Origin of the sequence: Sulfurimonas sp. RIFOXYD2_FULL_34_21, assembly GCF_001830805.1 — a bacterium.
GTDB lineage: Bacteria > Campylobacterota > Campylobacteria > Campylobacterales > Sulfurimonadaceae > Sulfurimonas.
Window position 1 is genome coordinate 110696 of sequence record NZ_MICH01000002.1, and the last position, 19257, is coordinate 129952.

Genomic DNA, 19257 nt, shown 5'->3' on the forward strand with positions numbered 1-19257 from the left:
CGATGTTAAATGAATTTAGTGAATTAGTAAGTTCAGTAAAAGAAAAGGCAAAAAATATCTCTGTTTTATATATTGAGGATGAGCAAAAACTATGCGAAGAGATGAGTGTTTTTTTAAATAAAATATTTACACATGTAGATGTGGTATCTGATGGCAAAGAGGGATTAGAAAAGTATCTTCAAAACAGACATGATATCGTTTTAACAGATATTCAGATGCCAAAGATGAACGGTTTAGAGTTGATAAGGGAGATCCGAAAAATCAATGAAACACAAGAGATAATCGTAATATCCGCTTATACAGATTCAGAGTATCTAATAGAGTCTATCAAGCTTGGAGTTACAGGTTATATTATTAAACCGATTAATATTGAGCAAATCTTAAAAATGCTTCAACAATCTATAGATAAGCTCATAGCATTTCGTCAAAATGAAATATATAAAACAAAATTAGAAGTGATGGTAGAAAAGAGAACAAAAAAAGTACTTAGTCTGCAAAATGAACTTGTTTCAAACTATAAACAGATGATGCGCTCTTTTGTAAAAATGATAGATGGTCGCGATACATATACGGGTGGACATAGCGAAAGGGTAGCTATTTACTCAAGAGATATTGCATGTGCTATGGGATTTGACAAAAAGGAGTGTGACTTAATTTATGAAGCAGGAATACTTCATGATATAGGGAAAATTATTACCCCGGATACTATTCTTCTAAAACCGGGAAAGCTTAGCAGTGAAGAGTATGATTTGATAAAAGAACATGTAAGTGCGAGTTTTTTAATTCTCTCCGATGTCCCTATGTACAAAGAGTTAGCAGATATTGTTTACTCTCACCATGAGCACTACAACGGAAGCGGTTATCCTAGAGCTTTAAGTGGTGAAGAGATTCCTTTTTTTTCCAGAATCATGACTGTTGCCGACTCTTTTGATGCAATGACGACTAGCAGAGTATATAAACCAAGAAAAAGCAAAAGTGAAGCGATAGAGGAGCTTAAAAAATTAAAACATATATTTTATGATCCAAATATCGTAGATGTAGCAGTAAATGTTTTCAAATCTGTTCAAATCGATAACAACGTTACTCAAGAGGCAGAAACATATTTAGATGATGCGCGTTTTGCCTATTTCTATAAAGATTCACTGACACATCTTTATAATCATGACTATTTTGATTTTATATTAAATAAGAGTAAAAACGAAAACCTTTTTATATGTATGCATGTACTCTACATAAGAAATTTCACTGCTTATAACAAAAAAAACGGTTGGGATTTGGGAGATGTTTTTTTAAAAGAGTTTGCAGATTATTTAAAATCAGAATTTAAAGAGTTTAAGATTATTCGTATTTTCGGTGATGATTTTGTACTCTTAAAGCATGAACATCAAGATATAGATATAGATAAAATAAACGCTATTGAGTTGCTTAAAAAGAATAATCTTCATTGCGAACATAAACATTTTAATTTAAAAAATACAAATATAGAGAGCTATAAAGATTTGGAATAGTTTAATAATAGTATAATTTCCTCTTGACACAGGAGTGATAATTGCTTAAGAAAAAAGAGAATAAAAAAGAACTCATAATGCAAGCGGCATTGGAGCTTTTTGCTTCAAAAGGATTTTATACTACTACTATCCCTGATATTGCCGCATCTTTGAAGATGAGTGTCGGCAATATGTACAACTACTTTAAATCAAAAGATATTTTGGCAAAAGAGATTATAAAGTATATATCTTCTTATTTGGGAAACAAATTAAGAGAGATTAATGAACAAGAGATATCAACCAAAGAAAAAACAAGAAAAATAGTTGAAATTTATTTTAAAACCGCCTCTTTAAAACCTGAGATGATAGACTACTTTTTAAGAATATATCTCTCAAACCGCGAAGTTTTTAAAGATAGTTGCGAGGGGATGATATGCGTAAACGAGTTTGTCACGGAAATAATGATATATTTTGAAGAGGGCGTTAAGTGCGGTGACCTTAGAGAACAGGATTTCTTCAGCGCTTTTGGTCTGTTTATGGGATATTTAGGCGGTATGGTTTTTTTAAAGGGCGAAAATATTTTGCCAAAAGATTTAAACGACTATATAGACGATATAGCGTTTAATATATACAAAGCCCTAAGTGCAGAGTAGTTATGAAAAAAACGAAGGTTCTGTGGCTTAGCGCAATTGCCTGCAACGGAAATACCCACTCGTTTTTAAACTACCCGTTTATGGAGCAGTTTTTAGAGGATTTTGAATTTATCTATCATCCCGTTATAGATTCAAAGTATTCTCTTGAAGATATAGTTTCAAAAGAGATTACATGTGATATTTTGCTTATTGAGGGCGCAATCTCAAAAGAGTTTAAAAGAGCGGATGTCTCTGTTGTAAAGATTATCGAAAAATATTCCAAAATAGTCCAAAAAATAGTTACGGTAGGTACATGTGCTACTTTTGGCGGAATCTTTAGAGAGAGCGGTTATGAAAATACGTCAGGTCTTCATTTCGACCAAGATAAGCAGCTAAAGGAGTTTCAATATCTGCGTGATAAAACAATATCCGTTTCAGGCTGTCCCGTTCATCCGGAAGTTTTGGTAAACACTCTTTATGCAATAAAAAAGAGTATTACATTAAAACTTGATAATTTTCTACGTCCAAAAGAGTTCTATGCCTACACGGTTCATAACGGCTGTACCAGAAACGAATATTTTGAGTATAAAGTTGACAATCACCGTTTTGGAGAACTAGAGGGGTGTATGTTTTACGACCACGGCTGTCAAGCACCGTTTACGCATGGAAGCTGTAATAAAATACTTTGGAACGAGGTAAACTCAAAAACAAGAGCGGGGCTATCGTGCATGGGTTGTACCGAACCTACATTTCCAAAACGAAACCTCTTTAGCACGAAAAAAAATATGGCTATACCGGAAAATCTTCCCGTCGGTGTAGGAAAAAGAGTTTATCTAACACTAGCAGGTATCACTAAAGCGTTTAAGATAGATAGACTAGAAAAGAAGTTGATAGATGATTAAACTAATAGAGAAGATAGAAGGCGAAGCAAAACTAAACTTTAATTTTAAAGAGGGCAAGATTGATTTTGTTGATATTGAATTTATGTCAACTAGAAATATCGAAAATATTTTAAAAGGCAAAAATGCTTTTGATGCGCTTGTTATAAACCCCAGAGTCTGCGGAATATGCGGTCATGCTCATCTCATAGCAACCGTACAGGCGCTAGAGAGCTGTTATGAAAATTTAGAACTTTCAAATAAAGCAAAGAGCATAAGGGAGCTAACGCTTAATTTTGAACTTATCCAAAATCACTTTAAATGGTTTTATCTCACTCTTTTCCCGCTCTTTGGAAAAAAACAAGAAATACTAAAAGCAACGTACCCGTCTCAGCTTATGGCAAAAGCAATTGCCGTATTCGGCGGTCAGTATCCGCATACCTCTTATGCAATTGTAGGCGGAGTAGTCTGTGAGATAACACATATGGATATCATAAAACTGCAGCACTATATATCTCAGACTTCCAAGTTTGTAGAAGATAATCTGGTAAAAACGGATAGTAAAACTTTTTTAACATGTAAAGATGCAGACGCTCTTTTGGATTATGAGGGAGATTTGCCTGATATATTAAGAGAGATAAAAAAAATGAATTTGTTAGGACATGGAAAAAGCTATGACAGATTTATCTCTTTTGGGCAGAACAGCTACTTTAAAAAGGGCAAATCGCTAAAGACAAAAGTAAGCCATAATATTTCATTAGAACATGTAAAAGAGTCTGATATTGCTTCATCTTTTGCTAAAAATGTAAGTTTTAAAGATGAATATTACGAAGTAGGACCTCTAGCTCGCGCTATGATAAACAAAAACCAGCTAATAGCAGATGCCCATAAAAAGTACGGAGATAGTATATTTAGCAGAATATTGGCAAGAGTATGTGAGATATCTAAATTGTTAGAGCACTCAAAAAAGTTGATTGATAATTTGGATTTAAACGAACCCTCATACATTGAGCCGTCCATGGATATATCAAAACTAAACTCTATCGGCTACTCAGCCGTTGAAGCGGCGCGCGGAACGCTTATCCATAAAGTTGAGATTGAAGAGGGTATTATAAAAAACTATGAGATTATCACGCCGACACAGTGGAACCTAAGCGGCGGAACAAAAGAAAAGCAGGGAGTTTCGCAAAAAGCAATGGTTGGTTTAGACGATGTTAAAACCGCCGAACTTGTTTTTAAATCATTTGATGTCTGCTCCGTTTGCACTACTCACTGAAATAGCAAAATAATAGATTGCTTCGCTGCACTCGCAATGACAAGACATAGTCACTGTGAGTATTGAAACGACGTGGCAGTCCGATATTGCTTTACTTCCTAATCATTTTTTAAGCAAATAAGAGTATATTTATATAAATAATAGTTATTTATCGATATATTAAATTTACTTTAAGTAATTTTCATATATCATTGTTGAATGAACATTCATTTGTGAATATAGCTAAAAGTAAGGGAGTGTATTATGAAAAATAACAGTCTGTTTAACAAGTTGTCTTCAAGACTAGACGAGTTGTCAAATTTACCTAAACTTGACGATAAAGTGTCAATATCAAAACTTATTGAAGAGAAGGGTTTTTCAAGAAGAGAGTTTATGGGGTGGGCGGGAGCAATGGCATCAATGCTTATGTTGCCTGCTAATTTTACTCCTCTTGTTGCAAAAGCAGCGGAATTAGCCGATAGGCTTCCTTTGGTTTGGCTGCATATGGCGGAGTGTACGGGGTGTAGTGAGTCACTACTACGTTCTTCAACGCCTAGTATAGATAGTCTTATATTTGACTATATTTCACTGGAGTATCATGAAACGATTATGGCGGCGGCCGGTTGGCAAGCTGAACATAATCTTGAACATGCTATGGAGAAATATAAAGGAAGATATATATTAATGGTTGAGGGCGGTATCCCTCACGGTCAAAGCGACTATTTTTTAACAATAGGCGCACACGGCAAAACGGGAGAGCAGAGTGCAAAAGAGGCTTCAGAAAATGCAGCCGCTATCTTTGCTATCGGCTCTTGTTCATCTTTTGGCGGTGTTCAAGCCGCATATCCAAATCCTACAAATGCAACGGCACTTAGCAATGTCACAGACAAACCTGTTATAAATGTTCCGGGTTGTCCACCTAGTGAGAGCAATATTGTCGGAACACTTCTGCACTTTATTCTTTACGGAACTCTTCCCGCACTTGATGTTTTTAACAGACCAAAATGGGCTTACGGGCTTAGAATTCACGACGCTTGCGAGAGAAGAGGGCGTTTTGATGCAGGCGAATTTGTCGAGCAGTTCGGTGATGAAGGTGCAAAAGACGGTTACTGTTTATATAAGGTAGGATGTAAAGGACCATATACGTTTAACAACTGTTCAAAACAGAAGTTTAATCAAGGCACGTCTTGGCCGGTTCAAGCAGGTCATGGCTGTATGGGATGTAGCGAACCTGACTTTTGGGACAAAATGGGAATCGTTCACGAACCTCTCGGAGACAGACTTTATCACACGGCTTTTGGCGGCTTAGGCTCTGATGCAACGGCAGACAAAATAGGGGTTGGGATTCTAACCGTTACTGCAGTCGGTATAGCTGCACATGCCGCTATATCATTAATCAAAAAACCAAAAGAATAAGGAGTTTGCAATGTCAAAAAGAGTAATAGTAGATCCCATAACAAGAATAGAAGGACATTTAAGAGCTGAAGTTATTGTCGGAGATGACGGAGTTGTGCAAGATGCTTTTGTATCCTCTACGCTTTGGAGAGGATTAGAGGTAATAGCAAAAGGTAGAGACCCGAGAAATATACCGCTAATGATGCAGAGAATCTGCGGTGTTTGTACCTACTCGCACTATCTAAAAAGTACTATTGCGGTAGAAGATGCACTCGGGATAAAAATTCCATATAATGCAGAGCTTGTAAGAACGCTTATGAATGCGGCTCTGTTTTTACATGACCATGTTGTCCATTTTTATCATCTGCACGGCGTTGATTGGGTTGATATCGTCTCGGCACTCTCAGCCGATGAAGCAAAGGCAAGTAAACTAGCTTTTAAATATAGTGACAATCCTATAGGAACAGGCGAAAATGAGCTAAAAAAAGTAAAAGAAAAAGTGGCAAAATTTGCTAAAAATCCTCAAGGTCTTGGGCCTTTTGCAAATGCGTATTGGGGACATAAAACATTTAAGTTTACGCCTGAACAAAACTTAATAGCACTTTCACACTATTTAAAAGCATTAGAGATTCAAAGAACGGCAGCGCAAATGATGGCGGTATTTGGGGCTAAACAGCCGCATCCGCAAAGTTTGGCAGTCGGCGGGGTTACATGTGTAATGGATATTTTAAATCCAGCTAGAATGGGTGAATATTTAGTTAAATATCAAGCAATTGCAGATTTTGTAAATAATGCTTATTACGCGGATATAGTAATGGCGGCAGAGATGTATAAAACCGAACCTTCTGTTATGAAGCCTATGGGTGTTAAAAACTTTATGGCACACAGAGAGTTTATGATAGGAAGAGAGGAGTACCTCTTTGATAGCGGAATAATTATGAACGCAGATTTGAGCAAGGTTTTTGAAATTGATGAAGATAAAATAACGGAAGAAGCTACTCACTCTTGGTACAAAGACGATGCTCCGCAACACCCTTATGATGGAACAACAAATCCAAACTATACGGGTTTTATAGACGGTCAATCAGTCGGACCTGATGGTAAAATGATAGACTCTAAAATGATTAATGAAAAAGAGAAGTACAGCTGGATAAAATCGCCTAGATATAACGGCGAACCTATGGAAGTAGGTCCTCTTGCGTCAATTTTAGTCGGTTATGCAAAAGGGAACAAAAAAGTAGAAGCAGTCGTAAATGAGTTCTTAGCTAAAACAGGTGTTCCTGCAGCAGCTCTTTTTTCGACATTAGGAAGAACGGCAGGGCGTATGCTTCAAGCAAAACTTGTTGCCGATAATGCGTTAGTGGCTTTTAATAATTTGATAGAAAATCTTAAAGTAGATCAAGAGACTTGTGCTACTTATGTTATCGATAAAGATAAAGAGTATAAAGGCAGAGGAATAGGCGATGTTCCGCGCGGGATGTTAAGCCACTGGATAAGAATTAAAAACGGAGTTGTCGAAAACTATCAAGCCGTAGTACCATCAACTTGGAATGCGGGACCGATGGATTCAAAAGGTGCAAAAGGACCTTATGAAGCCGACTTAATAGGTTTGAAGATAGAGGATTTAACTCAGCCGCTTGAGATAATCAGAATCATTCACTCTTATGACCCGTGTATAGCATGTGCAGTACATGTAATGGATACAAAAGGCAAGACACTAAGTCAGTATAAAATAGACCCGCTTTACGGCGGATGTACTATTTAAGGGAGTCATTATGCAAAGTGTTGATACATTAGAAAAAAATTCTCTTAATCATGTTGATGAAACCATTGAAAGAGAACTTGAGTTTACTTCGTTTTATAGATGGCACCATTGGATTAGGGTGTTTAGTATAATTATATTAACGGTAACAGGATTTTATCTCTCTGTTCCTTTTATAATTCCTGCAGTAAATGCAGAGCCTACAAACTTTTTAAATGCCGAGTTTAGAGGCATACATGAGATGTTTGGTTTTATTATGATATCTATGTTTATAGGAAAGACATACTATTTCTTCTTTTCGGTAAAGGATAAAATAGAAATCAACTCGTTTAAAGATGTAATGAGTTTAAAAAATTGGCTTAGTCAGATAGGATATTATCTGCTTTTAACAAAGCACCCAAAGCTAAGCGGAGCGTATAATGTTATACAATTAATGGCGTATTTTGTATTTTACATCGCTATTACAGGTTTGATTATAACAGGACTTATCCTTTATGTTCATAGTTTTCATCTTGGAATAGGCGGAGTGTTGTATGATAGTATGAGAGCTATAGAAGCGATGCTAGGCGGTCTTGCCGTAGTTAGAGAGTTACACCATTTGCTTATGTGGGGAGTTATCTTTTTTGTAGTAGGACATGTTTACATGGTGGTTTTTAATGCCGTTCACGGAAAAGAGGGAACAGTTGATTCTATATTTAGCGGATATAGATGGAAAAGAAAACATCACTGATGTTAAACAACAAAACGAACAAGTCCGTTTTGTTGGCAGGGACTTAGAAGTCCCTACAACCCCCTAAAGCTACGAAAAACAGGTTTTTCGAGAGTTACAAGGTGTGTTACGCTCTTTTTTACAAAAGTGTGTAACATCAGAACATTAGTTTTTATAAGGACTCTTTTTTGAAAATTTTAATTTTGGGTATAGGCAATATTTTATTCGGAGATGAGGGCGTGGGCGCACATTTAGCAAACCTCATAGACGAGAAATATGAGTTTGTCTCAGATAAACATCAAGTAGATGTGCTTGACGGCGGTACTTTGGCTCAGAGGCTTATACCTATTATTACCGATTACGACAATGTTTTACTTATTGACTGTGTTAATGTCGTAGAGGGAGAAGTCGGAGATGTTTACAGTTTTGACTTTAACGATGTGCCTGAATATATAACATGGAACGGAAGCGCGCATGAAGTTGAGATGCTTCAAACTTTACAGATGATAGAGATGTTAGGAGACTTGCCGCCTACTAAAATAGTCGGCGTAATCCCTTTTGTAATCGGAGAAAACAGCACTTTTAGCATGACTCAGGAAGTATTAAAAGCTAGTCTAACGATGGAGAGAGTCATTATAAAATATATAGAGGATTTTGGAGTGGCAGTTTCAATCAAAAAAAACGTAACTTTAGATGAAGTCTCTAAATATACATACCTAAAGGGAACTATGTGATACTACGATTTTCATTCAATTATCTCTCATCTTCTTTAATTTACGAGAAGATAATCCTAAAAACATTGGCACTTTTTTCACTAGACTCTAAGTTAGTAAAAAATAGTGATGAACTGCTTTTGTATGTAAACTCTGATGATAGCGATGAGCTGGAGAGTTTTGCAAACAGGTTGTCGCTTGAGCTGCCTCACTCGATTTTTTTACACAATACTGATGTCAAAGTAGTAGATGAGATGCCGCAGGAGAGTTTTATTTTGCCAAATGTGCCAAAACTCTCCATGGCTTTTTGTCCTAAATGTTTGCGTGAAGTTATGGATGAGGCGGACGAGAACTACTACAATATTTTTCATAAATGCGAAGTTTGCGGATATGACGTTGAGGGCGAAAAAAAGAGTTATAAAGAGGAGTTTGTAAACCTAGCCAAATCAATAAGCAGTGGTTTAGTAGCTGAAGTAAACACATTTTACGGGAAATATTATCTTGGTAAAATAGATAAAAAATGCAGCGATGTAGATTTTGATATTGTCAGTTATGATTTAGCTACTCTCTCACACTATACAAATGCTACAAACAGCGAGATAGCGGCACTTGGAGCAATTGAGAAACCTTTTGTAAAATTGAAAACAAATATTAAATTTAAGATGGATTTTGAAGATGTTGCGGATGAGCTTATCCGTTTTAAACTACCTGATGATTTTGTTTTGCACCTTCTGCTCTGTGAGCTTCATAAACTGGGAATTAATCTAATCTTTATAACAAAAGAGAAACTTCTCTCTGATGTTAAGTTTGACTTAGTAGAGTATGAAAAAGAGCAAGAACCTATAGAGGCAGTTGTCGGCGATAATCATATTGCCATAGTAAGAGGAGAAAAAGGTCTGCCTCATCAAAATCTAAGCAATAGCAATGATTTGATTCCTCATATCGGTGCTTTTTTCTCGGTTATAAAAGAGCACTCTTTGTTTGATAAAACCGTTGCAGGACTAAATATCTCCAAAGAGTATCACAACAACATGTTAATCTACTCTAAGAAATTCGGAACTATAGAGTATCTCTCATTTGGGTTTGAATTTAGCTCTGTTAAAGATGTGTTTGATTCTATTATAAGTTCAAATGAAAGCGGCAAAAAGCTGGTAGAGAACTTTAAAAACAAATTTCCTGAGCATTTTGAGGCGATATCTGCTATAGCATTTAATGAAAAAGAGTTTAATGTCTATAAACTTTGGGGGATAGTTGCAATTGTTTTAGGATACTCAAAAGAGACAAATCTTACAAAAGCGGCAAAAGTTCTTGAGGAGAGTGCAAGCTTATTTTTGGGAACAAAAGGTCCTCGCATAGACTATAAATTAAAAAGAGTCGATTCTAAGGTTTATATAGACCCACTGATGACGATTAGAACCGCAATGAGTTTTAAACTGGCTGGCGTAGATAAGCTTACGCTTAGTTACGGTGTCGTAGAGAGTTTTGTCGAGTTTATCTCATCACAATTTGATGATATAAAAGATGAGATGAAGAGTGATGCGGTTGTTGCAACGGGTTCACTTTTACAAAATAGACATCTTTTTAGTAAACTTAGCAAAGAGGTCTCTATAAATCATAATCTATACTTTAATAAAGAGTTGCCTATAGACGGAAAAAATATTTTATACGGCGGAAACGAGTTGTTTTGAAAAGATATAAATATCTTATAAAAGGACAGGTTCAAGGCGTCGGATTTCGTCCCTTTATATATAAGTCGGCACTCTATTTCAAACTTGCCGGTTTTGTCAAAAACGATATAAACGGAGTAGAAATTGAAGTAGAGGGAAGGCAAGCAGATATTGAGCTTTTTGAAGAGTCGCTTTACTCTAAATTACCGCCGCTTGCAAGAATAGACACTGTAGAAAAAACAGAGATTAAACCCATAAAAGAGAAAAATTTCACGATTATACAAAGCTCTATCGAGTCAAAAAACTCATATAAAACAGCTCTGGTATCTCCCGATATTGCTACATGTAAAGAGTGTCTGGCTGATATAAAAAAAGAGGGGAGATATCATGGTTATTTTGCCACAAACTGTACAAATTGCGGACCTAGATACTCGATTATAAAGAGTGTTCCTTATGATAGAAAAAACAGTTCCATGAACGTGTTTGAGATGTGCAGTGAGTGCAAAGAAGCGTACGAAAATCCGCATGACAGAAGATATCATGCTCAGCCAATCTCATGTAATAACTGCGGACCGAAACTCTCACTTTGGAGTGTAAAAGATAAAACTCAGATTCAAACAGCGACTGTTTTTAAAACAGTTGCAACTTTGATAAAAGATGGAAATATTTTAGCCATAAAGGGCATAGGCGGTTTTCATATAGTCTGCGATGCCTCAAACGATGAAGCTCTAAAGAGACTAAGAGTATTTAAAAACAGACCTGCAAAACCGTTTGCTATCATGTGCAGAGATTTGACGCAGATAAAAAGCTTAGCAGAAGTAAACGAGCAAGAAGAGCAGCTTTTGACATGTAAAGAAGCTCCTATCGTCATACTAAAAAAGCTTACATGTCAAAATAGTTTACATGTACAAATATCATCCTCTTTAGCTCCAAACATAGATAGAGTCGGGTGTTTTTTGCCTTACAGCGCTCTTCATCATCTACTTTTTGAACATCTTGCGCATCCCATAGTTGCCACAAGCGCAAATTTAGGAGACGAGCCGATAATAATCAATAAAGAAGATATATTTAAAAAACTCTCTTTTGTTGATTTTGTATTGGATTTTGACAGAGAGATAATAAACGGTGTGGATGACTCTTTGGTTCAAGTAATAGACGGCAAAACGCAGATACTAAGACTCGCGCGCGGATATGCTCCAAAGCTTGTAAAACTGCCGTTTAAGAGTGAAAAAAAGATTTTAGCCGTAGGAGCAAACCAAAAAAACTCCATAGCTTTTGTGATGAATGATAACATCATAGTATCTCCACATATTGGGGATTTAGATTCACTCGAAGCTTTTGGATATTTTGAGAGAACATTAGAGACTTTTAAAAGGTTTTATGATTTTGAGCCAGAGTTGATAATTCATGACAAACATCCAAATTATGAGACGACCAAATGGGCGAAAAAACAGAATAAAGAACTTCTACATGTAGGTCATCATTTGGCACATATCTACGCATGTAAAGCGGAGTTTGGACTAAGCGGCGATTATCTGGGGTTTAGTTTTGACGGTACAGGTTACGGCGATGATGAAACTTTATGGGGCGGTGAAATCTTTGTAGGAGACAAACGCAAATACAGTTTCAAACAGATTAAGCTTTTAGGCGGTGAAAAAGCCATAAAAGAGCCTAGACGTATTGCACTTAGTATGCTTTTTGAGAAGCTTAGTTTGGATGAGGTTTTAAAGCTTGATTTGGAAGTTGTAAAATCATTTTCACATGTAGAAATTAAAATGCTTCATCAGAGTTATGTAAAAGATTTAAACGCTCCAAAAAGCAGCTCAGTAGGAAGACTTTTTGATGCAGTAGCTTCATTTAGTGACATCGCCCAAACAATAAGCTATGAGGGCGAGAGCGGGCTTTTGTGTGAGAGCCATTACGATAAAACGATAGGAGATAGTTTTCTTTACACAATTACAGATGGCATTATAGAGATAAAAATCGCAGAGTTCGTCTTAAGCAACTCTTACGATAAAAAACTCCTAAACTCTATGTTTATAAATACGCTTGTTAAAATTATCGTTGATATCTCAAAAAGAGAAAAACTAGAAGTGATACTAGGCGGCGGAGTGTTTCAGAACAAAACTCTGCTTGAACTTCTTACATGTAGATTTAAAAAAGAAAAAATCTCCTATTTTTTCCAAGAAAAAACTGCAATTAATGACGGCGGGATTGCCTTGGGACAACTCAATTATGTCATAAATAATTAATTTTTAATTGAATAAATATCATTTAGTAATTGAACAAGTGTATAACCAATTTCTTCCGCCAAATTTACTGGAACTGCATTACCAATTTGTTTGTATTGTTGTGACTGTGAACCTTCAAATATCCAGTCGTCAGGGAAAGTTTGTATTCTTGCATATTCTTTTATTTGAAAAGGTCTAGTTTCATCAGGATGACATCTTTCGGTTTGTTTTTGAGCAGGTGAACATGTTAAAGTTAAGCTAGGTTCATCCCAAGAAATTCTTCTTGCCATTCCGGTTTTACCTCCACCAAGATAAAAGCTTTTTTGCATATATTCTTTTTGAATATCAAGTGGTAAATTTCTCCAGTATCCTCCAGGCGGTACTATATCCAAAATTTCTTTTTTTCGTTTAGGATAGATTTGTCCAGGAGAAGAAAGGACATCAGTATCATACAATTCACCTTTTTTTAAGGCATCTTTTAAGGTATATATCTTTTTATGAGGTTCTGGATAGTTATAAGTTACTTTATCTTTGTAATCATTCTTGATACCAACTATGATTAGTCTCTCACGCTTTTGAGGAACTCTATAGTGAATTGCTTTTAAAACTTTTGGTTTAAAGATATGGTAATCCATATCTTTAGTAAGAACATCTATCATAGTCTGCAAAGTTTTACCACTATCATGACTTAATAAGCCTTTTACATTCTCTATTAAAAATACAGGTGCATTTGTTTCTTGTAGTGCTCTTGCAAATTCAAAAAATAGAGTTCCTCTTGTGTCTTCAAAACCCAATCGTTTTCCGGCATAACTAAATGCTTGACACGGAAAACCGCCTGTTAATAAGTCTATTTTATCTCTGTAAGGTTTAAAGTTAATTTTAGCAATATCACCTTCCTCAATTTTCCAATTTGGTCTATTTTTTTGAAGAGTTTGAACCGCGTATTTATCAATTTCATTTAATAAAGCATGTTTTATCCCTGCTTTTTCAAGTCCTAAAGCAAGTCCACCTGCTCCGGCAAATAATTCAATGCTCTTATATGCTTTTGTCGGAGATATATTTGTATAAGATTTTGTATCAAAATGAATCTTTGCATTTTCAAAAATTATTAAATCATTTTGTTTATATTCTCTATAATTATTTATAGGATTTCGGATACTCTTTAACTTACCAGAATTATCCCATCTTCTTAAAGTCTCTTTACTAATAGATAAAATCTGCGCCGTCTCATTTAATGAAAAAGTTCTTCCAGTCAAAATATATACCCACCTTGTTCAACATTACACATGGTTATTTTAACATATGCTTTCTTAGATTATAGTATACTTTAGTTAGATTTGTATTGAAAAGAATATTGCAATATGTCATATTTTTTAAGAATTTAGCTCTGAAGATAAATCTTGTATATATTTTGATTTCGAAAGTTCTTCAATCACACCGTCAAGTTCGTGTTTAAAGTCGGCTTGAATTGCTACTTCTCCTATTGCTTTTATTAAATCTGTGTAAAATTCACTATCTCCTGTCAATCTATGCCAAAAATCATTCCCAATAACAGTATCGTAGTGATATTGTTTAGAAATTCTTTTATAGTGTGCATTTATCTCATGTATTTCTCCGTATATAATGCCAACTATTAAATTATTAAAACCTATTTTTAGTCCATTAGCTTTAGATAAATTTATGACATCAATAAAGTGTTTAGCTATAGTTTCCACATCATCTTTATTTATTGTATCTGGTCCTGATTTAAGTTGACAATATTTTTTTTCACCATCAATCATATCAATAAATTCAATATCTATGCCGGAAGTTGTACTTCCATAGGATGACAAAACTGATGAAGTGAATTTTTGAATATTTGTTCCAAAAGATGTATTTATTGATGTGCCAAGGACTCTAGGATATATCAATGCTTTAGCGATGCTAATAGGGTCATGATTTCCTTCTAAAAAGTTTGATAGATATGTTAACAAAAATGGGTTGACATTGAATTGGCTTATATCAGAGAGTTTCAATGTATTTTTAATATGGTTTTCTGCTATTGATTCTTTAAACCACTTTTTGGCTTTTTGTAAAATTTCAAATTTTTCTTGTTCAGTCATAATGATTTTCCATAATTTTAAATAGGTTACACATAGTATATAAAATTTAGTTTATTCCTTATAAAAATCAATTAAAATTTTTTCTTGTATCTTTTTAGAATAATTAAACTTAAACTCAATCTCTTTTAGATAGTAAAAAATATTGTTACTTACCTCTTTCATAAAAAATTTTAGCATGATTTGTTGCTAAAACTATGATAAGAAATTATAAAATTTATTTTAAATTTATTTTAAAGATATATAATATGAACGCCTATTCAGTTAAAGGGAAATGTATATGGAAAATTTAGGATTGTTACTTATCTTTTGGTACGGTGTATTACATGCTTTTGGACCCGATCATCTTACGGCTATTGCCGATTTTTCAATCGGTAAAAACAGAAATAAAACTATGCTCATTACTACTCTCTTTGCGATAGGGCACGGGTTGTCTCTTTTTGTATTTGCAAAAATATTGCAGAGTTATCATGTAAGCGATGTTTTACTTGGTTATGGAGACATTCTCTCATCTTTTGTCATTTTAAGTATAGGAGTCTATCTCTTATATATGGTCTTTACCGACCGTATTCAACTAAAAAAACATATACACGGCGGCAAAGAGCATCTGCATATCTGGTTTGGAAAAGAGCATAGTCACGGCAATGCGGATAGTGCTTCCGCATTTACTATCGGTACATTAATGGGAATAGGCGGAGTTCGCGGAATGCTTATAACTCTGGGTGCTATTGAAGGGCAGAGCGTTGATTTTGTAATGGTTTTAGCTTTTACGCTTGGAGTTATGAGCATATTTGTAGGTTTTGGAGTCGTAATACTCTATATAAATAAAAATCTATTAAACTCAAAACAGAACTTAAGAAGAGTATTTACAACGGCAGGGATTGTGTCGGTTGTTGTAGGCTCAAACATGTTAATCGGATAGAAATAAAAAAAATCTAATAAATAAAATTAAGGAATAAAATATGTGTAAAGATTGCGGTTGTAGCATTGTAGAGCATAAAGAGAAACATTCACATGGACATCATCACAAAGAGCATCATGAGCATCATCACGGAGATTCTCACGAACATCAAAACGCTCACGCTCATCTGCATGATAATCCTCAGTTAAATGACCCTAAAACTATATCTGTTATTACAAAAATACTAGATAAAAATGACCATGAAGCAAGACATAACAGAGAGCATTTTAACTCTCACGGCGTTTTATGTATAAACCTTATGAGCAGTCCCGGAAGCGGAAAAACTGCACTTTTAGAGAGTTTGTCGGATTTGGCTGATTTTAAATTTGGTGTTGTTGAGGGCGACTTGGAGACAAGTCGTGATGCAGATAGACTCAAGGCAAAAGGGATACAAGCTCATCAGATTCAAACAGGTTCGGCTTGTCATTTGGATGCGTTTATGGTTCATAAAGCTTTGCATCACATGGATTTGGACAATATGGATGTCTGTTTTGTAGAGAATGTCGGAAACTTAGTCTGCCCTGCGAGTTATGATGTAGGAAGTCACTTAAACATAGTACTTGTCAGTGTTCCGGAGGGCGAAGACAAGATAGCCAAATATCCTGTTATGTTTCGTCAAGCAGATTTGATTCTTTTTACTAAAACAGACCTGCTTCCATATTTTGAGTACGATATACAAAAAGAGAAAGATACGGCAAGAAAGCTAAAACCAAACGTTGACATACTTGAAGTCAGTACCAAAGATGAAGAATCTATCAAAAAAGTTGCCGCGTGGATAAAGTTTAAAATAGGAATGAGATAATGTGCCTTTCAATACCATCAAAAGTAGTAAAAATAGATAAGAAAAATGAAGTGGCAACTGTCGATACGATGGGTGTTCAAAGAGAAGCTTCTTTATCTCTTATGAGCGAAGAGGAGATACATGTAGGCGATTATGTACTTTTGCATATCGGTTTTATTATGAACAAGATTGATGAGACGGAAGCGTTAGAGAGTTTGGCACTCTACAAGGAAATCATAGATGCGATGAATGAAGAGGATAGGCTTCAAGCGATTTTAGAAGCGGATGAATGCCCAAATAGTGGAGCATAACATGGAGTTGGAGCTTAAAAACCTATATGATGATTTTAGAGACGGCGAGACTATAAAAGCTTATGCAAAAATCATCAAAGAAGATGCTAAAAAACTTAAAAATCCCATAAACATCATGGAAGTTTGCGGTGGACATACACACACTATCATGAAGTATGGGCTGCCTCAACTACTCCCCTCAAACATAAAATTTATCCACGGTCCGGGATGTCCCGTTTGCATCATGCCAAAAGAGCGAATTGACCATGCATACGTTTTGGCGATGCAAGAAGATGTTATCTTGGTAACTTTGGGCGATATGATAAAAGTACCGGGAAGCAACGGAAGTCTGCAAAGTGCAAGAAGCAAAGGTGCTGATGTTCGTTTTGTATATTCGCCTTTGGAATGTTTAAAAATCGCAAATGAAAATCCTGCGAAAAAAGTTATATTTTTTGCTATAGGTTTTGAGACAACAACTCCAATGACAGCGGCACTTCTTGATGCGGTAATAAAGCAAAATATCAAAAATATCTACTTTCATATAAACCATGTAACGGTTCCAGAGGTCATGAGAGAGCTAATAGACAGCAGGGATATACATGTAGATAGCTACAACAACAAGATAGATGCATTCCTTGGACCCTCACATGTAAGCGTTATAAGCGGAAGCAAAATTTATGAGGAGTTTCCACGAGATTACGGCAGACCTGTAGTTGTCTCAGGTTTTGAGCCAGTGGATGTTATGCAGGCAATCAGCATGATAGTCAAACAGTTTATCGAGGGCAGATGTGAGCTTGAAGTGGAGTACAAAAGACTTGTCACTTATGATGGAAACACTAAAGCGCAAGAGCTGATAGAGAGATACTTTGAAAAAAGAGAACTGTTCAAATGGCGAGGTTTGGGAAATATACCAAAAAGCGGACTAAAACTAAAACCGGAGTTTAAAGCTTACGACGCGGAAGTTATCTACAAAGATGTTTTACCCATTGGCGAGATAGAAGACCATAAACTCTGCATCTGCGGAGACATACTAAGAGGGATGGCAAACCCGCCTGAATGTACTATCTTCGGTACGGCATGTAAACCTACCAGCCCGATAGGAAGCTGTATGGTAAGCTCAGAGGGAGCATGTGCGGCGTATTATAAGTATGGGAATTTGGTATGAACAACATTGAAAAATTAAAAGAATATCTTGTCGGCAGTAAAGGCTATCTGTTAAATGATAAGCTTAGTAACGGCAAAGTTATTATGCTTTCAGGTGCATGGGGAAGTGGTAAAACACATTTTTGGGATAATGAAATAAGAGAAAAGTTAGATAAAAATATTTATGTAAGTCTATATGGTAAAAAATCAATCCTTGATATTGAAAATGAAGTTTTAACAAAATCGATTTTAAAAGAGTTGCCTGACGATAATAAGATAGTGGAAAATTTATCATTATTTGGAAGTATTACAAAGAATATAGCAAATATTTTTGTTCCAAATTCAGGTGAAAAATTAGAAGATATTAAAAATAAACTTATTAATAGTTTCGGCAAAAATAGCTTAAAAGAAGGTGTGGCAATTTGTTTTGATGATTTTGAGAGAAAATCACAAGATATAGATTTAAATGACCTCTTTGGTTTTATAACACAACTTGCCACAAGCTTTAAATGCAAAGTTGTAATAATATTAAATAGTGATGTGTTTGAAGGAAAAGAAAAAGAAATTTTTACAACAGTAAAAGAAAAAAGTGTCTCAAAATATTTAATGTTTAACCCTACATGTGATGAGCTTTTTGAGATTATTTTTAGAGACGATAGTTATCAAAAGTTAATACAACATAAAGACATTCTTAAAACAACTTTTGCAGATGTTGGTATTGTTAATGCAAGAATTTTTATACAAGTTTTGGATAATGTAGTCGAATGGACTAAGAATAATGAAAATTTTAATACTGATTTTTTCTTAAGATATTTTGCATTAGTAAATATAAACTTTATATTGAATCATCACATATTTAAGGCAAAGATAGAAGAAACTGATACTCGAGGACCTTTTAACCCATATCAAAAAGATACTACTCCTGAGCAAGCCAAGTATGTAAATCAAACAAAAATAGAGGTTGAAAGTGAGATAAACTATAAATTTATAATATCTTATATACGGAGAAATGATAGGTATAGCAATAAATTTATTAATAATCTTAAAAAAGAAATTTTATTTAAAGATAAAGATAATGGGGAAGAGAAGGAAGCGTTATTGATTTTTATTAATGAAAATGAATCATTAATAAAAAGTTTACATTTTATGTATAGCTTTAAATTAGGTAATTATAGTGAAACTAATAATCAAACAGAAGTAAAAATATTAAATGAAATAAATAGTTTTATTGAAACAGGGATTCTGTAGACGAAT

Annotated in this window: 17 protein-coding genes; 15 read left to right on the top strand and 2 right to left on the bottom strand. The window is 35.0% G+C overall.

The window, feature by feature from the left end:
• Window positions 1-2 precede the first annotated feature (2 nt).
• The 10 genes from A2530_RS01790 to hypF all read left to right on the top strand — a co-directional run bounded on the left by A2530_RS01790 (window position 3) and on the right by hypF (window position 12750).
• On the top strand, window positions 3-1508 hold the full coding sequence (locus A2530_RS01790; protein ID WP_294884464.1) for an HD domain-containing phosphohydrolase: 1506 nt from the start codon (window positions 3-5) through the stop codon (window positions 1506-1508).
• Between the two features lie 41 nt (window positions 1509-1549).
• A complete protein-coding gene (locus A2530_RS01795) occupies window positions 1550-2140 on the top strand; it encodes a TetR/AcrR family transcriptional regulator (protein ID WP_294884462.1) in 591 nt (196 codons plus the stop codon).
• 2 nt (window positions 2141-2142) lie between these two features.
• Entirely contained in the window at window positions 2143-3021 is an 879-nt protein-coding gene (locus A2530_RS01800; RefSeq protein ID WP_294884460.1) for a hydrogenase, read from the top strand.
• Complete coding sequence (locus A2530_RS01805) at window positions 3014-4273, top strand: nickel-dependent hydrogenase large subunit (RefSeq protein WP_294884459.1); 1260 nt, start codon at window positions 3014-3016, stop codon at window positions 4271-4273. Before A2530_RS01800 ends, A2530_RS01805 begins: the two co-directional genes overlap by 8 nt.
• A 243-nt stretch (window positions 4274-4516) precedes the next feature.
• On the top strand, window positions 4517-5668 hold the full coding sequence (locus A2530_RS01810) for a hydrogenase small subunit (RefSeq protein ID WP_294884457.1): 1152 nt from the start codon (window positions 4517-4519) through the stop codon (window positions 5666-5668).
• 10 nt (window positions 5669-5678) lie between these two features.
• Window positions 5679-7412, top strand: a complete 1734-nt coding sequence (locus A2530_RS01815; protein ID WP_294884456.1) for a nickel-dependent hydrogenase large subunit — start codon at window positions 5679-5681, stop codon at window positions 7410-7412.
• A gap of 10 nt (window positions 7413-7422) precedes the next feature.
• Complete coding sequence (gene cybH / locus A2530_RS01820; RefSeq protein WP_294884455.1) at window positions 7423-8139, top strand: Ni/Fe-hydrogenase, b-type cytochrome subunit; 717 nt, start codon at window positions 7423-7425, stop codon at window positions 8137-8139.
• A 167-nt stretch (window positions 8140-8306) separates the two neighbouring features.
• Window positions 8307-8852 carry a HyaD/HybD family hydrogenase maturation endopeptidase gene (locus A2530_RS01825; RefSeq protein ID WP_294884453.1) on the top strand — a complete coding sequence of 182 codons (546 nt, stop codon included), beginning with the start codon at window positions 8307-8309 and terminating at the stop codon, window positions 8850-8852.
• Window positions 8849-10519 (top strand): hydrogenase, encoded by a 1671-nt coding sequence (locus A2530_RS01830; protein WP_294884451.1) that lies wholly within the window; start codon window positions 8849-8851, stop codon window positions 10517-10519. Before A2530_RS01825 ends, A2530_RS01830 begins: the two co-directional genes overlap by 4 nt.
• A complete protein-coding gene (gene hypF, locus A2530_RS01835; protein ID WP_294884450.1) occupies window positions 10516-12750 on the top strand; it encodes a carbamoyltransferase HypF in 2235 nt (744 codons plus the stop codon). Before A2530_RS01830 ends, hypF begins: the two co-directional genes overlap by 4 nt.
• On the opposite strand, the gene dcm is transcribed toward hypF, so the two are convergent.
• Together dcm and A2530_RS01845 are read right to left on the bottom strand one after the other, a co-directional pair.
• Entirely contained in the window at window positions 12747-13985 is a 1239-nt protein-coding gene (gene dcm, locus A2530_RS01840; RefSeq protein ID WP_294884449.1) for a DNA (cytosine-5-)-methyltransferase, read from the bottom strand. The genes hypF and dcm overlap by 4 nt on opposite strands.
• Window positions 13986-14102: 117 nt before the next feature.
• Window positions 14103-14831 (bottom strand): PmeII family type II restriction endonuclease, encoded by a 729-nt coding sequence (locus tag A2530_RS01845; RefSeq protein ID WP_294884447.1) that lies wholly within the window; start codon window positions 14829-14831, stop codon window positions 14103-14105.
• A 277-nt stretch (window positions 14832-15108) separates the two neighbouring features.
• On the opposite strand from A2530_RS01845, the gene A2530_RS01850 reads away from it, so the two are divergent.
• Genes A2530_RS01850 through A2530_RS01870 form a run of 5 tightly spaced genes read left to right on the top strand, consistent with a single transcriptional unit; the run spans window position 15109 to window position 19251 of the window.
• On the top strand, window positions 15109-15750 hold the full coding sequence (locus tag A2530_RS01850; protein WP_294884445.1) for a hypothetical protein: 642 nt from the start codon (window positions 15109-15111) through the stop codon (window positions 15748-15750).
• A gap of 40 nt (window positions 15751-15790) precedes the next feature.
• Window positions 15791-16591 carry a hydrogenase nickel incorporation protein HypB gene (gene hypB, locus A2530_RS01855; protein ID WP_294884443.1) on the top strand — a complete coding sequence of 267 codons (801 nt, stop codon included), beginning with the start codon at window positions 15791-15793 and terminating at the stop codon, window positions 16589-16591.
• Window positions 16591-16881 carry a HypC/HybG/HupF family hydrogenase formation chaperone gene (locus tag A2530_RS01860; RefSeq protein WP_294884441.1) on the top strand — a complete coding sequence of 97 codons (291 nt, stop codon included), beginning with the start codon at window positions 16591-16593 and terminating at the stop codon, window positions 16879-16881. Before hypB ends, A2530_RS01860 begins: the two co-directional genes overlap by 1 nt.
• Window position 16882: 1 nt before the next feature.
• Entirely contained in the window at window positions 16883-18025 is a 1143-nt protein-coding gene (gene hypD / locus A2530_RS01865; RefSeq protein WP_294884626.1) for a hydrogenase formation protein HypD, read from the top strand.
• The gene (locus A2530_RS01870; protein WP_294884440.1) at window positions 18022-19251 is read left to right on the top strand and encodes a P-loop NTPase fold protein; all 1230 of its coding nucleotides are present in this window, start codon (window positions 18022-18024) and stop codon (window positions 19249-19251) included. Before hypD ends, A2530_RS01870 begins: the two co-directional genes overlap by 4 nt.
• Window positions 19252-19257: the final 6 nt, after the last annotated feature.

Bases quoted from the DNA above. Each gene is read 5' to 3' on its own strand.
- hypB (WP_294884443.1), top strand. From the start codon at position 15,791: ATGTGTAAAGATTGCGGTTGTAGCATTGTAGAGCATAAAGAGAAACAT.
- A2530_RS01870 (WP_294884440.1), top strand. From the start codon at position 18,022: ATGAACAACATTGAAAAATTAAAAGAATATCTTGTCGGCAGTAAAGGC.
- A2530_RS01845 (WP_294884447.1), bottom strand. From the start codon at position 14,831: ATGACTGAACAAGAAAAATTTGAAATTTTACAAAAAGCCAAAAAGTGG.
- A2530_RS01805 (WP_294884459.1), top strand. From the start codon at position 3,014: ATGATTAAACTAATAGAGAAGATAGAAGGCGAAGCAAAACTAAACTTT.
- A2530_RS01860 (WP_294884441.1), top strand. From the start codon at position 16,591: ATGTGCCTTTCAATACCATCAAAAGTAGTAAAAATAGATAAGAAAAAT.
- A2530_RS01850 (WP_294884445.1), top strand. From the start codon at position 15,109: ATGGAAAATTTAGGATTGTTACTTATCTTTTGGTACGGTGTATTACAT.
- A2530_RS01790 (WP_294884464.1), top strand. From the start codon at position 3: ATGTTAAATGAATTTAGTGAATTAGTAAGTTCAGTAAAAGAAAAGGCA.
- cybH (WP_294884455.1), top strand. From the start codon at position 7,423: ATGCAAAGTGTTGATACATTAGAAAAAAATTCTCTTAATCATGTTGAT.
- A2530_RS01800 (WP_294884460.1), top strand. From the start codon at position 2,143: ATGAAAAAAACGAAGGTTCTGTGGCTTAGCGCAATTGCCTGCAACGGA.
- A2530_RS01815 (WP_294884456.1), top strand. From the start codon at position 5,679: ATGTCAAAAAGAGTAATAGTAGATCCCATAACAAGAATAGAAGGACAT.
- hypD (WP_294884626.1), top strand. From the start codon at position 16,883: ATGGAGTTGGAGCTTAAAAACCTATATGATGATTTTAGAGACGGCGAG.
- A2530_RS01810 (WP_294884457.1), top strand. From the start codon at position 4,517: ATGAAAAATAACAGTCTGTTTAACAAGTTGTCTTCAAGACTAGACGAG.